Annotated in this window: 14 protein-coding genes; 2 read left to right on the top strand and 12 right to left on the bottom strand. The window is 61.2% G+C overall.

From position 1 onward, the window contains the following. Positions 1-144 precede the first annotated feature (144 nt). The 9 genes from C7I85_RS02735 to sseA all read right to left on the bottom strand — a co-directional run bounded on the left by C7I85_RS02735 (position 145) and on the right by sseA (position 8,555). Positions 145-417 carry a hypothetical protein gene (locus tag C7I85_RS02735; protein WP_146148822.1) on the bottom strand — a complete coding sequence of 91 codons (273 nt, stop codon included), beginning with the start codon at positions 415-417 and terminating at the stop codon, positions 145-147. A gap of 350 nt (positions 418-767) precedes the next feature. Continuing rightward, positions 768-1,325: an OmpA family protein gene (locus C7I85_RS02730; protein WP_106722399.1), complete on the bottom strand. Its 558-nt coding sequence runs from the start codon at positions 1,323-1,325 to the stop codon at positions 768-770. A gap of 124 nt (positions 1,326-1,449) precedes the next feature. Beyond that, the gene (locus C7I85_RS02725) at positions 1,450-2,379 is read right to left on the bottom strand and encodes a sugar phosphate isomerase/epimerase family protein (protein ID WP_106722398.1); all 930 of its coding nucleotides are present in this window, start codon (positions 2,377-2,379) and stop codon (positions 1,450-1,452) included. A gap of 162 nt (positions 2,380-2,541) precedes the next feature. After that, a complete protein-coding gene (locus C7I85_RS02720; RefSeq protein WP_106722397.1) occupies positions 2,542-3,663 on the bottom strand; it encodes an ABC transporter ATP-binding protein in 1,122 nt (373 codons plus the stop codon). 11 nt (positions 3,664-3,674) lie between these two features. Beyond that, entirely contained in the window at positions 3,675-4,571 is an 897-nt protein-coding gene (locus tag C7I85_RS02715) for an ABC transporter permease subunit (protein WP_106722396.1), read from the bottom strand. Between the two features lie 12 nt (positions 4,572-4,583). Continuing rightward, positions 4,584-5,468, bottom strand: a complete 885-nt coding sequence (locus tag C7I85_RS02710; protein ID WP_106722395.1) for a carbohydrate ABC transporter permease — start codon at positions 5,466-5,468, stop codon at positions 4,584-4,586. Positions 5,469-5,560: 92 nt separating this feature from the next. After that, positions 5,561-6,892 carry an extracellular solute-binding protein gene (locus C7I85_RS02705; protein ID WP_181257057.1) on the bottom strand — a complete coding sequence of 444 codons (1,332 nt, stop codon included), beginning with the start codon at positions 6,890-6,892 and terminating at the stop codon, positions 5,561-5,563. 222 nt (positions 6,893-7,114) lie between these two features. After that, positions 7,115-7,681 (bottom strand): GNAT family N-acetyltransferase, encoded by a 567-nt coding sequence (locus C7I85_RS02700; RefSeq protein WP_428832809.1) that lies wholly within the window; start codon positions 7,679-7,681, stop codon positions 7,115-7,117. A gap of 28 nt (positions 7,682-7,709) precedes the next feature. Then, entirely contained in the window at positions 7,710-8,555 is an 846-nt protein-coding gene (gene sseA, locus C7I85_RS02695) for a 3-mercaptopyruvate sulfurtransferase (protein ID WP_106722394.1), read from the bottom strand. Between the two features lie 261 nt (positions 8,556-8,816). On the opposite strand from sseA, the gene C7I85_RS31340 reads away from it, so the two are divergent. Continuing rightward, positions 8,817-9,137 (top strand): antibiotic biosynthesis monooxygenase, encoded by a 321-nt coding sequence (locus tag C7I85_RS31340; RefSeq protein WP_210203014.1) that lies wholly within the window; start codon positions 8,817-8,819, stop codon positions 9,135-9,137. Positions 9,138-9,163: 26 nt separating this feature from the next. Here the strand turns inward: C7I85_RS31340 and C7I85_RS02685 are convergent, their stop codons facing one another. Beyond that, positions 9,164-9,907, bottom strand: a complete 744-nt coding sequence (locus tag C7I85_RS02685; protein WP_106722392.1) for an alanyl-tRNA editing protein — start codon at positions 9,905-9,907, stop codon at positions 9,164-9,166. Continuing rightward, positions 9,907-10,941, bottom strand: a complete 1,035-nt coding sequence (locus C7I85_RS02680) for a cysteine synthase A (RefSeq protein ID WP_106722391.1) — start codon at positions 10,939-10,941, stop codon at positions 9,907-9,909. The genes C7I85_RS02685 and C7I85_RS02680 overlap by 1 nt, the downstream gene beginning before the upstream one ends. Positions 10,942-11,267: 326 nt before the next feature. Here C7I85_RS02680 and C7I85_RS02675 point away from each other — a divergent pair, with 326 nt between their 5' ends. Beyond that, positions 11,268-12,242, top strand: a complete 975-nt coding sequence (locus C7I85_RS02675; protein ID WP_106722390.1) for an alpha/beta hydrolase — start codon at positions 11,268-11,270, stop codon at positions 12,240-12,242. A gap of 57 nt (positions 12,243-12,299) precedes the next feature. Here C7I85_RS02675 and C7I85_RS02670 read toward each other — a convergent pair whose 3' ends face one another. Continuing rightward, positions 12,300-13,694 carry a DEAD/DEAH box helicase gene (locus C7I85_RS02670; RefSeq protein ID WP_106722389.1) on the bottom strand — a complete coding sequence of 465 codons (1,395 nt, stop codon included), beginning with the start codon at positions 13,692-13,694 and terminating at the stop codon, positions 12,300-12,302. Positions 13,695-13,941: the final 247 nt, after the last annotated feature.

Genomic DNA, 13,941 nt, shown 5'->3' with positions numbered 1-13,941 from the left:
CGCAAAGCAAAATCGCCGGCTTCGACCGGCGATTTTTTTTTGCAAGGAAGGCCTCGACAAAAATGAAAAGGGCGACGGATCAGATCCGTCGCCCTTGGGCCCCGAGCCCGTACCCACACAGGCTCGTTGGAGTATCTCGCCGGCTCAATTCATCGGCGGCGCCGCGTCGCCGTCACGAGAATTGAACTGAGTGCCATAGTGCGGAGCCTGGATGGCCGCGGCGCTCTTGAAGTCCACTCGCGACTGCGGCTTGACGATCTTGACCTCCGGCGCCGTGTCGCCAGTGATCCGCGCCTGCGCAAAGGTCTCACGAACAATGCTGTGCGGATTCACAATGACCGAAGTCGGTGCAGAGTCGGCCAAGGCTGCGCCAGATCCAAGGAGAACTGCCGCAAAAGCAAAAAGCATCTTTCTCATTTTCCGTCTCCTTAATAACAATATTTCTCGTCACCCAAGACGAATATTTCGTAGAAACGCTTGGCAGAACTCAACTATTATTCACATCCGCCATATTTTGACTTTTGCACTTGATCGCTACTGTCAAAAAACTTGCTTTCGTAAGGAGCATTTCATCCGACACTACTTAGATAGTCGGCTTCCCAAACACATACCAATCACAAGAGTGCGACGCTGTCTCAAGGCGTCATCACGGGCGCGTGTAAAATCTAAACGACTGATAAATATCGCCCTTTCGAGCCCGAGACGGAAAGGGCCCGCCGATGGATATCATCGGCGGGCCCTTCTCAAAGCAGGAAATCAGGCGGTTGTCAGCGCAAGAAATCGTCAATGCGCCTCAAGGTTACGCGGCGGTTCTGCCAGTTCTCTTCTTGCGTCGGCACAAGCAGAAATTCCTTGCCGTAGCCGACCGTTTCCAGCGCATGGGGCGGGATGCGGAACTCGCGCACCATGACGCGCTTCATCGACTCCGCACGACGCTCGGAGAGTATCTGGTTGGACTGGGCCGAGCCGACGGCGTCGGTATGCCCCTCGATCAGGATACGTGTATTCGGCCGCCGGCGCTGCAGCCGTTCGATGGCGTTGGCGATCTGCTCGAGCTTGCCATATTGCGAATAGGGAACCTCGGCCGAACCGAACTCGAAGTTGATCGCCTGGATGTCGATCGACGGCGCCATGCGGCGCAGCTCCGGCCGCCGCTTGAACTCGCCCACCGTCACGCGCTGGTCGCGACGCAGCTGGCGCTGCGGTGCAGCTTCCAGCCTGCGCTCGATCTGCGAGGCTGACGGCATGGCATTCTGCGCCGATGCGACGGCCGGAAAGGCGATCAGCGCGACCATGGCAGCAGCGAAGTGGCGGCGGTTGAGCATTAAGTGGTCTCCTTCAGCAGTGGCACGGCGGCCGTCTTGATGACCGCGTACATGCCCTCCGCAAGCTGAAGACTTGATGAACAGAGCCTTCAGCTTCGGTTGCCGAAATCGAGGAGACCAGCGCTCAGGCTGCGGCGCGTGTCCGGATAGTCTGCGCCTTGGCGGCAAGCGCCCTGGTGGCGTCGACCGTTTCCTGGGCCGCGTACCAGTAGCGATCCTTCAACTCGATGTTGAACAGTACGCTCTCGTGGAACCGGCATTCGGCCATCAGCGTATCCCAAGGGATATCGCCCCAGCCGACCGGCAGATGCAGGTCGCCATGACCGTAGGCGAGACGCTCGCCTTCGTCATACATCCAGATGTCGTCCTGGCGGCCAAAACTGTCATGGATATGCAGGTGACGGGCATAGGGGGCCAGAACCTTGATCTCTTCGACGAAGCGATCGCGTCCGCCGTCGAAATCGAGCTGCAGATAGGCGTGGCTGAAATCCAGAGTCGCCATCACATTCGGGTGGCTGATCGCCTCGAGTTCCGCCGCAAGCCGCGACGGCCACGACGCATGGATCTTTCCATCGTAGCCGCCAAACAGCGTCTCGACGCAAAGGACGAGATTGAGCTGCCTGGCGACATCGCCTGCCTTGGCAAGACATTCGCGCTGCCGGCCATAGGCAGCCTCGATACCGGCAGACTGCTGCAACGGCACCATTCCCGAATGGATCACATAGTGCTCCGCACCAACCTCGGCGGCCACTTCCAGGGAGGCTTCCAGCACGTCCATGTGGCGCGGCAGACGGTATGCCTCGTCCATGAAGTTGATGCCCAGCGGCCCGTGAACCGAATAGCCGACATCGCGGCCGGCGCAGGCGCGCTTCAAGGCCTCGAGTTGCGGACGGCGAATGCGTCCCCCGACGACCACATCCATGCTGAAGGTCGGCAACTCGATGGACTCGACGCCGAGCCCCTCGATCATGTCGAGCTCATCGGCAAAGTCGGAAAGGTCTGCCTGTCTCTTATGGGCCGAAATGCCGGTGCCGAAGACGCCGTTGGGGAGCATGGAAGATATCCTTAAACTAGTGGCCGCATGACGGCGGCTGATCGGCCGGACAATGTTTGATTCTCATGTCAGCCAGCCGACATGCGGATGAAGCTTTGCTGACAAGTGGAGCAAGCGAGGGAGCGGGCAAGGGTGCCGCAGCGCCCCTGCCCCATAGGTGGCTCAGGCCTTGACCAAACCGCGGGCGGCCTCGTTGCGAGCAGGCATCGGGCTGCGCTCGCCGGCAAGCCGGCGGCCGGAAGCTGCGTCGAACAGATGGACTTCCGAGGGATCGATCTTGAACTGGATGGGATCGCCGGGTTCGAAATGCAGCTGGCCATCCACATGGGCCACGACCATCTGGTCGCCGACAGTGCCATGTACGAGCCGCGCCGAGCCGAGCTCCTCAGCAAAGTCGAACGACCCTTTCAGGCCGACATTCGAAAGCTCGACATTCTCGGCCCGGAAACCGGCCGTGATGGGTCCCGGCGTCACCACCGGCCAGCGCTCGCGGTCATAGGCAAGTTCCTGGCCGTCTGTGAGCCGTACGACGCCAGCAGCCGGATCGACTGTGCCCGACACCATGTTGAGGCCCGGCGAGCCGATGAAGCCTGCCACATAGGTCGACTGCGGGCGGTTGTAGATCTCACTTGGAGCGCCGACTTGCTCGACCACGCCCTTGTTCATCACCACGATGCGATCGGCCAGCGTCATGGCCTCGACCTGATCGTGAGTAACGAAAAGCGTGGTCGTGCCCAGCCGCTGGTGCAGCTTGCGGATCTCGACGCGCATCGCAACGCGCAGCCGCGCATCGAGATTGGAGAGCGGCTCGTCGTAGAGGAACACGCGCGGCTCGCGGATCATCGCGCGGCCCATGGCAACGCGCTGGCGCTGGCCGCCCGAAAGCTGGCCGGGCTTGCGATCCAGGAATTCCGAAAGACCGAGCGGGCCGGCCACCTCTTCGACGCGGGCGCGGCGCTTTGCCTTGGAAACGCCCGCGATCTTCAGCGAGTAGCCGATGTTCTCGGCCACCGTCATATGCGGATAGAGGGCATAGTTCTGGAACACCATGGCGCAGCCGCGCTCGCGCGGCTCCATCTGGTTCACCACCTTCCCGCCGATCTCGATTTCGCCGGCCGTGATCGTTTCCAGCCCCGCAACCATGCGCAGCAGGGTCGACTTGCCGCAGCCCGAAGGGCCGAGGATGACGATGAACTCGCCGGTAGCGATGTCGAGGTTCACGCCGTGGACGACTTCGTTCTTGCCGTAGGATTTGCGAACATCTCGCAACACGATTTCAGCCATCGTTGTCGCTCCTATTTGTCAGTTGAGATGAGGCCGCGCACGAACCAGCGCTGCAGCAGGATAGTGACGAGCACCGGCGGCGTCAGCACGATGAGGTTCGACGCCATCGCGATGTTCCAGATCGGCGGGTCACCGAAGACCGGGCCGGGCACGACCTTCTGAAGCTGCATGGTCGCCGTGGCGTAGTGGGCCTGGTCGGTGATGATGAGCAGCGGCCACAGATACTGGTTCCACGACCAGACGAACATGATGGTCGCGAGTGCTGCCATGTTGGTCTTGGAAAGCGGCAAAAGCACTTCCAGGAAGAAGCGTATCGGGCCTGAACCGTCCATCTTGGCCGCTTCCGTCAGTTCGTCCGGAACGGTCAGGAAGAACTGCCGGTAGAGGAAAGTGCCGGTCGCGGTGGCGATGAGCGGCAGTATCAGGCCCGAATAGGAATTCAGCATGTTCCATTCAGGCAATCCGATAGACAGGCCGAAGAGATTCAATATCTCGCGGTAGGGCCGCAGCACGTCGGCGGCGACGGCGTAGGTCGGCACGATGCGGACTTCCAGCGGCAGCATCAGCGTGATGAAGATCAGCCAGAACATCAGTGTCCGCAGCCGATAGTTGAAATAGACGATCGAGAAGGCGGACAGCGATGCGATCAGGATCTTGCCGCCGGTGACGCCGACAGCCACGATCATGGAGTTCAGCATTACGCGGCTGAAATTGCCCTGCACCCAGGCAGTCGAGATGTTTTCGAAGAAGTGGGAGCCGGGCCAAAGCGGCATCGGCACCTGGTTGACGGTGTGGAAGTCATGCGAGGCAGCCACAAAGACGATCCAGAACGGTATCAGGAGCGCGATGAGGCTGATGATCAGCAGGGCATGCGTGAAGGTGTCGAGAATGGGATTGCGTTCGACCATGTCAGCGCCTCCTCACGAATAGTGCACGCGCCGCTCGATGAAGCGGAACTGGATGAAGGTCAGCGCGATGATCAGCAGCATCAGCACGATGGATTGGGCGGCCGCGAGCGAATAGTCCTTACCCCGGAAGCCATCGAAATAGATCTTGTAGACCATCACTTCCGTAGCCCGGGCGGGACCGCCGCCGGTGGTGATGTCGACGATGCCGAAGGAATTCACGAAGCTGTCGGTGATGTTGATGACGATGAGGAAAAACAGCGTCGGCGTGATCAGCGGCAGCTGAATGTCCCACATGCGGCGCAGCACGCCGGCGCCATCCATGGCTCCCGCTTCGGAGACGGTGCGCGGGATCGACTGCAGCGCGGCCAGGAAAAAGATGAAGTTGTAGCCGACCATCATCCAGGCCTGGGCCAGCACGATCATGATGAAGGCGTCATTGCCGTTGAATGCCGGGTTCCAGAGGCCGGGCCAGATGCGATTGACGGCCGACACGAAGCCTGCGTCAGGCGAGAAGATGAAGCGGAAGGCAAGGCCGACCGCGGGCGCTGCCAGCGCATAGGGCAGGAAGAAGGTGAATTTGTAGACCTGATGCCCCGCCAGCCTGCGGTCCACGAACAGCGCCAGTAGCACCGCTATCCCCAGCGACAGCGCGGTGGACGACAGGGCGAAAAGCAGCGAAACGCGTACGGAATCCCAGTATTTCGGGTCGGAAAAGACCGTCTGGAAATTGAGCCAGCCGACCCATTCATTGGATCCGCCGAAGGGCGCCTCCAGCGAAACCGCCCAATAGAGCGCCTCGCCTGTCGGCCAATAGAAGAAAGTGAAAATCAGCAGCATCTGCGGCGCGATGAATGCGGCCGCCAGCCAGAGATTTGAAAAGGTGGCGCGTTTTTCCACGGGCGAAAGCCTCCGATATCTGCAGCCTCAAATGCGGCGCCGCCCCTTCAGGCGGCGCCAATCTTCTCGAGGAACCGGATGTCAATTCCGGCTCAAGGCAGGGTCTTGCCCTTGAAGGTCTGCTCGTAGCGACGCAGGATCTGGTTGCTGCGGTCAGCAGCGGCGTCGATGGCCTGCTCGACGGTCTTCTGACCGGCGAAAGCCGCTTCCAGCTCGGAGCGGACTTCGGCGCGGATCGAGGTGAAGTTGCCGAGGCGGATGCCGCGGCTGAGCGGAGTGACGTCGGACGCGGTGAGCGACTCGATCGCGGTTTCGCGGCCGCTACGCTTCGGGTCGTTGTAGAAGCCTTCGGACTTGAGCAGTTCGAAGCCGGCGGTGGTGACCGGGATGTAGCCGGTGTTCTCGGCGATGTACTTTTCGCCGGTGTCCGGAGCGGTCACATACTTCAGGAAGGCGGCAGCGGCCTCGTATTCTTCCTTCGACTTGCCTTCCATGACCCACAGCGAGGCGCCACCGACGATGGAGTTGGTGCGCTTGGAAGCGTCGATGACCGGAAGCTTGGCCACGTCCCAGTTCAGGCCGGCGACCTGCGTGTTGTGAACGGTGCCGTGGTTGGCGATTGACGAGGTGGTGGAGGCGCAGGTGCCGTCGGCGAAGGACTGGATCAGGTTCTTGCCGGTCTGGTTGGTCTGGATGCGCGCATAACCGGCGTCCATCCAAGCCTTGAAGTCCTTCATGTGGTCGACGAAGGCGGTCTTGTTGAAGGCGATTTCGGCGCCGAGGCCGCCGTAGCCGTTTTCGAGCGTGGCAAGCGGGATGCCGTTGATGGCGGAGAACTGCTCAAGGTTCATCCAGCTGTCGAAGTCGAAGGCAAAGCCGCAGTCCACGCCGGCAGCCTTGAGCGCCTTGAGGTCTTCACCGAACTCAGCCCAGGTGGCCGGAGCCTTGTCCTTGCCGATCTTGGCCCAGGCGTCCTTGTTCCAATAGAGGACGGCGGTCGAGGAGTTGTAGGGGAACGACCACATCTCGCCCTTCGAGGTGGCGTAGTAGTTGGCGATGCCCGGGAAATACTTGCTCCAGTCGATGTCGAGGTTGTAGTCCTTGGCGAACTTGTTGGCCGGGTAGATCGCGCCCGACAGCATGAAGTTCACGGTGCCGGCGTCATAGATCTGGACGACGGTCGGATGCTGCTTGGCGCGGAAGGCGGCGATGGTGTTCTGCTCGGCCTTGTCGTAGCCGCCCTGCCCGGTGCAGATCGCCTCGTACTTGTCCTGCGACTCGTTGAAGAGCTTGCAATGGTTGGCCACGACCTCGCCGAGGTCGCCCGTCAGGCCGTACCAGAACTCGAACTTCGTGCGTTCGGCGGCCGAAGCGCCGGTTGCGAAAGCCGTGGCGGCCATCGCGAGAAGAGCCAATCTTTTCATCGTGATCTCCAAAAGAATCTCTCGCGAGCACGACGCCCGCTGAGGCTTCCTCTAGAGAGGCTGGATGACGCTCACGTCTCGGTCAGATGACAGGGAGACGACAATTGTGGACGAAGCCGGCGACGACGTGAAATTTCGCCGCTTTCGTCCACATCGGGTTTCTAAACCAATGGACCCACGGCACTTTTGGGATGCGAAGGGCCTTTTCCTCGGCTGGAAAGTTTACGGCCGCATGACGCTGGCCGAGCGCTCGTCAAAGGTCATGGTCCGGACCAGTTCCTGCTTCTGCCCGACCGGCGAAAAGCCAAGTTTCTGATAGAGCGGCAGCGCGGCTGGATGATCCATCGTGCAGGTCTGCACCGACACATGTTTTGGCTTGTACGACCAGGCGGCCTCGATGGCCGCGCCCAGGAACCAGCGGCCAATGCCCTGCCCGATCGCATGTTCCATCATGCCGAAATAGGCGAGTTCCACCTCGTCGGGCAAATGCGGCTTGATGTCGAAGAAGCCGGCCGGCGCGCCGTCGAGATAGAGGACGCGCACATCGCGGTCCTCGCGATGCAAACCCGCTGCAAGCTCCTCATCGTTGAGCCGCAGCGCATTGACCCAATGCCATTTCCGACCGACGCGATCGATCAGGTAGCGGTAGAAATGCAACGGTATGGTCCGCGCCCTCAGAAGTGCGATCTGCTTGTTGAGCGGCAGCGGCGGATAGTAGGCCGGCGGCACGTGCATTTCGAGAAAAGTCACCGTGACCGGGATGGTCTTGGCCTCGTCGTCGTCGATCATTTTCATTCCTAGCCCTTCACAACCGGCCTTAGTCTTTGACAACCGGCGTGTCGGCCTGTGCGCCCCATTCGGTCCAGGAGCCGTCATAGAGTCGGTTGTCGGTATGGCCCAGGCTTTCAAGCGCCAGCGTGATTACCGCTGCCGTGACACCCGAACCGCAGGACGTCACTACCGGCTTGTCCAGATCGATGCCGGCGCCCTCCAGCACTTCCTTAAGGCGCTCTAGTGGCAGCAATTCGCCATTCTGCGAAAGAGCCGAGTAAGGCACGTTTCTGGCACTCGGCATATGGCCGGCGCGAATACCCGGACGCGGCTCTGGGTCGACACCGGCAAAACGCCCAGGCGAACGTGCATCGGCGATCTGGCTGGCCCCCGTTTCGACAATGCGGCGCATGTCTTCGAGCGAAGCAACGCGAGAGGCATCGAAATTGGGATAGAAGACATTGGGTGCGGTCTTCGTCGGCTCCGCCGTCACCGGGCGACTTTCGGTTCTCCAGCGATCGAAGCCGCCGTCCAGCACATAGACCTGATAGACGCCCATGGTCCGGAACATCCACCAGACGCGCGGCGCGGAGAAGAAGCCCGGTCCGTCATAGACCACGATCGTGTCGTCGGCGGATATGCCCATGGCGCCCACATGACGAGCGAAAATGCCGGGGCGCGGCAGCATATGCGGAAGATCGGAGTCCGGATCGACCACGTCATCGAGGTCGAAGAAGATGGCGCCGGGAATATGCGCCGCATCATATTCGGCGCGCGCATAGCGCTTCTGCGCCGGGAGATACCAGGATGCATCGACGATCGAGAGCCCTGGCGCCCCGAGTCTCGATTGAAGCCAATCGGCGTCGACTACGAACGGGCTGGTCTCGGGCATCTCTCACTCCCCTGGTTCTCGGCCTGCCAATTGAATAGGTAGCCGCCGGCGAATCCGCAACAGGATCACACTATGCCAGGAGTGCCGGCGGGGTCTTGTTCGAGCACAAGACAATTGGTGACGTGGCCGTGTGCGCGCGGGCGCCAGCTTACACAATTCTGTCATATTTTTTAACAACTGCACCTTGCACCCGCTGGCGAAACATCCCACTTCCAGCCTGCTCGGGGTGCGGGATGACGCGGTACGAAGAAGGCAATTGACGTGATAAGACGTATTTGGCGAAGTTATACCACCCCCGACAACGCAGATGCATATGAGCGGCTGGTCGAGAATTTGATATTTCCAGCCATCGAGGGGCTTCGGCTCCCCGGGTATCAGAACATGGAGCTTCTGCGGCGCGTTGCAGACGACGAGGTCGAATTCATCTGGGTAATGAATTTCGACGCCTCCAAGCGACCGTCTGCGCGGAAAGCCGAGGCCGAAGACCACGTCTCGGTGCCCCGCGCCGCCCAGGAACTTCTGATCCGCTGGGACGAGCGCGCAACCTTTTACGAAACGCGCCAGGCGCGCCCGCCAAACTGAGCATAAGCTCCGCTGACAGCGGGTGTTTATTGCGCCGGCGGCGGTCCGAAGCGGATGCGGAAACGGCGGTTTTCGCGTCCCTTCTTTTCGATCTTGCCAATGTGAATCTCACCGACCTCGCCGGTGCTGCGCACATGCGTGCCGCCGCAGGGCTGGCTGTCGATGACGCCGTTGTCACCGATGCAGACGAGCCTGATCTGTCCGGTGCCGACCGGCGGTCGCACGTTCTTGGACTTCACCAGCCCTGGATTGGAGGCCAGATCGTCATCGCTGATCAGGCGGGTGAACACCGGATGGTCCGCCTTGACCAGTTCCATCAGCCGGGCGGTGATTTCTTCCTTGGTGAAGCCAGTGTCCGGAATATCGAAATCGACGCGCGAATCGTCCTCTGCGACCGAAGCGCCGGTGATCGGGAACGGGCACACCACGGTCAGCAGATGGCAGGCCGTGTGCATGCGCATCAGAAGATGTCGGCGCGGCCAGTCGATCGACAGCGCAAGCTTTTCGCCCGGTTCCGGCAGCGCCACGCCGGCTGCCGGCACATGGATGATCTCGTTCTTGGTCTCGCCCGTGATCGTCGCAGCGATGGCGATACGGCCGCCATCTGCTCGGGTCAGAAAACCGGTATCGCCGGGCTGGCCGCCGGAGGTGGCGTAGAAATTCGTGCGGTCGAGAATGATGCCGCCGCGCTCGTTGACCGCGACCACGACCGCATCGGTCTCCGCGAGATAAGCATCGTCGCGGAAAACTGTATTCGTCGTATGGGCCACTAGACGACCTCCTCGAAAGGCACTGAAATGTCGGGCTGTCGATCCATCCATTCGGGGATCGGCAGGTCCTTCGTCCGGAGGAAATCCGGATTGAAGAGCTTGGACTGGTAGCGGGTACCATAGTCGCACAGGATCGTCACGATGGTGTGGCCGGGCCCAAGCTCGCGGGCGAGGCGAATGGCTCCCGCGATATTGATGCCGGTCGAGCCGCCGAGGCAAAGCCCCTCTTCCTGCACCAGATCGAAAATGATGGGCAGCGCCTCCGCATCCGGTATCTGGTAGGAGAAATCGGGGGTAAAGCCTTCGAGATTGGCCGTGATGCGCCCCTGCCCGATGCCTTCGGTGATGGAGCTGCCCTCGGCCTTGAGTTCACCGGTGGTGTAGTAGCTGTAGAGCGCGGCGCCCAGCGGATCGCCGAGCGCGATCTTCACGTTCCGGTTCCTTTCCTTGAGGCCGATTCCCACGCCGGCAAGCGTGCCTCCTGTGCCGACCGCCGAGACGAAGCCGTCGACCTTGCCGTTTGTTTGCACCCAGATCTCCTGCGCGGTCGTGCGGATATGACCGTCGCGGTTGGCGATGTTGTCGAACTGGTTGGCCCAGATCGCGCCATTGGGATCGGACTTCGCGAGCTGCTCGGCAAGACGCCCCGACACTTTCACATAGTTGTTCGGGTTCTTGTACGGCACCGCCGGAACTTCGATCAGCTCGGCGCCAAGCAGCCGCAGCGCATCCTTCTTTTCCTGGCTCTGCGTGTCGGGAATGACGATGACGGTGCGATAGCCAAGCGCCTTGGCAACGACGGTCAGCCCGATGCCGGTATTGCCTGCCGTGCCTTCGACGATTACGCCGCCGGGCTTCAGCAGACCTTTCTTTTCGGCATCCTGGATGATGAACAGGCCCGCGCGGTCCTTCACCGACTGACCGGGATTCATGAACTCGGCCTTGCCGAGGATTTCGCAACCGGTCTCTTCCGAGGCGTGCCTCAGCCGGATCAGCGGGGTGTTGCCGATTGCGTCGATCACCGAACGAAACATGGGAAATTCCTTGTCTTTATCCCGAGACAGTAAAAACCGCCGGGCATGCTTTCAAGGCATGAATTTGCGCGTTCAATGAACAATGAGCCCTCCGCGTTCCTCGTTGCGGCGATGACGCGCAAATGAACGGCACATCAGGGACCTCCCAGGATAAAAATCGTGCTGCCGCTGCAAGCAGCAGACTGAGCTGCCTCAACGTTCCGCGAGAAATACGCTTGGCGCGGAATCGGGAAATCTGTAGTTGAAGGGGGTTGATTCGGCCGCGTCCGCTGCCTCATATCGCTCCACAAGGCAGGCGCCGGCACTTCATTCTGGAGGTTTACGCCTTGGGGCGTCGCATCGTGATCGCAATCCTCGTTCTGCTTGCCGCGCTCGCCCTGTTGTTCATTCTGGGCCCGCGCGTGCCCGCCGATACAAGCGTGACTTTCGACCCGAGAGTGATCGGCGACGATCCTCAAGCCTATCTCGAAAGAACCGAAGGCAAGGTGCCCGGTATCCGCGACGGGCTGGAGAAGGAGATCATCTGGGCGGATCCTATGATCCATGCCAAGACCCCGATCTCGATCGTCTACATCCATGGCTTCTCCGCCTCCAAGGGCGAAGTCCGCCCCCTGCCCGACGAAGTCGCCAACGTGCTCGACGCCAACCTTTTCTACACGCGCCTGAAAGGCCACGGACAGGACGGCGCGGCGATGGCCACCGCCAGCGTCAACGACTGGATCAATGATTATGCCGAAGCCATCGCCATAGGCCGGGAGATCGGCGACAAAGTCGTGGTCATCGCGACCTCGACCGGCGCGGCATTAGCCGTCGAGGCGGCCGCAAGGTCCGGCGCGTCCGAAGGCGTCGCCGCGATGGCATTGATTTCGCCGAATTTCGGTGTCCAGGCCTCCGGCTCGGAAATCCTGACACTGCCCTGGGGCAAGCAGATTGCCGAACTGATCATAGGCAAGGAACGCAGCTTCACGCCTCGCAATGCGCTGCACGAAAAGCTCTGGACGACGAGCTATCCAACCAGCGCGCTACTACCGATGGCAGCACTGACGGAACTCGCCCGCAAGGCGCAGGTCGAAAACATCAAGATACCGACGCTGTTCATCTTCTCGGATTTGGACCGCGTCACCCGGCAGGACCTGACACGCGAAATCGCCGCGCGCTGGGGCGCCTATCACGAGTTGGTTCCGGTCGAGGCGACCGGCGATCCCGACAATCACGTCATTGCGGGCGATGCGATGTCGCCCTCCACCACGCAGTTCCTTGCCCAGCGGATCGAAGTCTGGATCAAGGCCATGGTGGATTGAAAAATGGCCGGAGCATCGCCCCGGCCGTTCTTGTTTCAGAGGTTTTCGGGCGAGCCGTTACGCAGCGCGCGTCGTCGGCTTACGGCCGCCGAACCCTTTGCGCTTGCCCCGAAACGGCTTGCGGCTCATCGGCTTGTCGCCGCCATTTTCGCCCGCGGCCTGCTTCTTGCCAAAATCATTGCGCGGCGGCTTCTGGCCTTGCGGACGCTGCTTTTCACCGCGCGGAGCAGCGCGGTCATTGGCCGCTTCCATCGGCGCACGAGCGCCCGGCGCGCGCGGTGCGGGCTGCGGATCGGGCTCGCCGAGATGGTCGGCCGCGACGGGAAGCTTCATGCGGATGATCTTTTCGACTTGGCGCAGCTTGGAGTTCTCGGCCGGATCGCACAGCGTGATAGCAGTGCCGTCGGCGCCATTGCGGCCAGTGCGGCCGATGCGGTGCACATAGCTTTCAGCCTCGTCCGGCAGGTCGAAATTGATGACATGGCTGATGCCCGGCACGTCGATGCCGCGCGCAGCGATATCGGTGGCAACCAGGATGCGAACCGAGCCGTCACGGAACCCGTTCAGCGCCTTCTGACGGGCATTCTGAGACTTGTTACCGTGGATGACTGCGGCTTCGAAACCATCGCGCTCCAGATCGCGGGTCACGCGATCGGCGCCGTGCTTGGTGCGGGCAAAAACCATCACCTGGCGCATCGTCTCGTCGGCCAGCATGGTCGAGAGAATCTTGCGCTTCTGCTTGGTGCGAGCCAGCACCACGCTCTGCTTGATCTCGGCAGCCGTCGTGCCCTGCGGCGCAACTTCGATGCGCACAGGCTTCTTCATCACGCCTTCGGCCAGTGCAGCGATTTCCTCAGGCATGGTCGCCGAGAAAAGCGCGGTCTGGCGGTCCCTATGGGTGGCCTTCGCCAGCCGCTTCACGTCATGGATGAAGCCCATGTCGAGCATGCGGTCGGCCTCGTCCAGCACCAGCCAGCGCGTTTCGGAAAGGTTTATGTCGCCCTCGCGGACGAGATCGGTGAGACGGCCGGGGGTAGCGATGAGGACGTCGACGCCGGGCGCCATCTTCTTGACCTGGCTGAAGCGCGACACGCCACCAAGCACCAGGGCGGTAGAGACATGCAGTCCCTTGGTCAGCACCTTGATAGTGTCTTCGATCTGCACCGCGAGCTCGCGTGTCGGCGCAAGGATCAGCGCACGCGTCGTCTTCGGCAGGCGCTTCGAGCCGAGGCCGATGATCTTGGACAGGATCGGCAGGCTGAACGCAGCCGTCTTGCCCGAGCCTGTCTGGGCTATGGCCAGCACGTCAAGGCCATCGAGAAGCGAGGGGATAGCCTCGGCCTGGATAGGCTTCGGCAAATCAAAGCCCGCTGCGGCAGTGGTCTTGAGCAGCGGGCCCGTAATTCCAAGTTTGGCGAAGCCGGTCGGCTCCGCAATGTTTTCAATCGTCAATTTGTTCTTCTTTCACGCGGCCTTGGCCGCAAGCAATGATCGCGGCAAGGCGCTACCTGCCGGCGAAATGATCTTTTGGAAACGACAAGGCGGCGAGCTGAAACAAAGCTCGCACGGTTGCGCTGTCGTGCCTACAGACCCCATGTCCGCAGGACTTTTCTCCATTGACCAATCGATCAAGAGGGAGAAATCAGACGCAACCTGTCCCATCGAGGGGGAAAGCCGGAAAGCCGGCCCAAGCGCCTAT

The organism is Pseudaminobacter soli (ex Li et al. 2025), from assembly GCF_003012705.1.
GTDB classification, from domain to species: domain Bacteria; phylum Pseudomonadota; class Alphaproteobacteria; order Rhizobiales; family Rhizobiaceae; genus Pseudaminobacter; species Pseudaminobacter soli.
The sequence above is the reverse complement of the archived record's forward strand: the minus strand, read 5'-3'. Positions and strand labels throughout refer to the sequence as shown.

What these genes read in the sequence shown, in the direction of transcription:
- C7I85_RS02735 (WP_146148822.1), bottom strand. Translation starts at nt 417, where the DNA reads ATGAGAAAGATGCTTTTTGCTTTTGCGGCAGTTCTCCTTGGATCTGGC.
- C7I85_RS02730 (WP_106722399.1), bottom strand. Translation starts at nt 1,325, where the DNA reads ATGCTCAACCGCCGCCACTTCGCTGCTGCCATGGTCGCGCTGATCGCC.
- C7I85_RS02725 (WP_106722398.1), bottom strand. Translation starts at nt 2,379, where the DNA reads ATGCTCCCCAACGGCGTCTTCGGCACCGGCATTTCGGCCCATAAGAGA.
- C7I85_RS02720 (WP_106722397.1), bottom strand. Translation starts at nt 3,663, where the DNA reads ATGGCTGAAATCGTGTTGCGAGATGTTCGCAAATCCTACGGCAAGAAC.
- C7I85_RS02715 (WP_106722396.1), bottom strand. Translation starts at nt 4,571, where the DNA reads ATGGTCGAACGCAATCCCATTCTCGACACCTTCACGCATGCCCTGCTG.
- C7I85_RS02705 (WP_181257057.1), bottom strand. Translation starts at nt 6,892, where the DNA reads ATGAAAAGATTGGCTCTTCTCGCGATGGCCGCCACGGCTTTCGCAACC.
- C7I85_RS02700 (WP_428832809.1), bottom strand. Translation starts at nt 7,681, where the DNA reads ATGATCGACGACGACGAGGCCAAGACCATCCCGGTCACGGTGACTTTT.
- sseA (WP_106722394.1), bottom strand. Translation starts at nt 8,555, where the DNA reads ATGCCCGAGACCAGCCCGTTCGTAGTCGACGCCGATTGGCTTCAATCG.
- C7I85_RS02680 (WP_106722391.1), bottom strand. Translation starts at nt 10,941, where the DNA reads ATGTTTCGTTCGGTGATCGACGCAATCGGCAACACCCCGCTGATCCGG.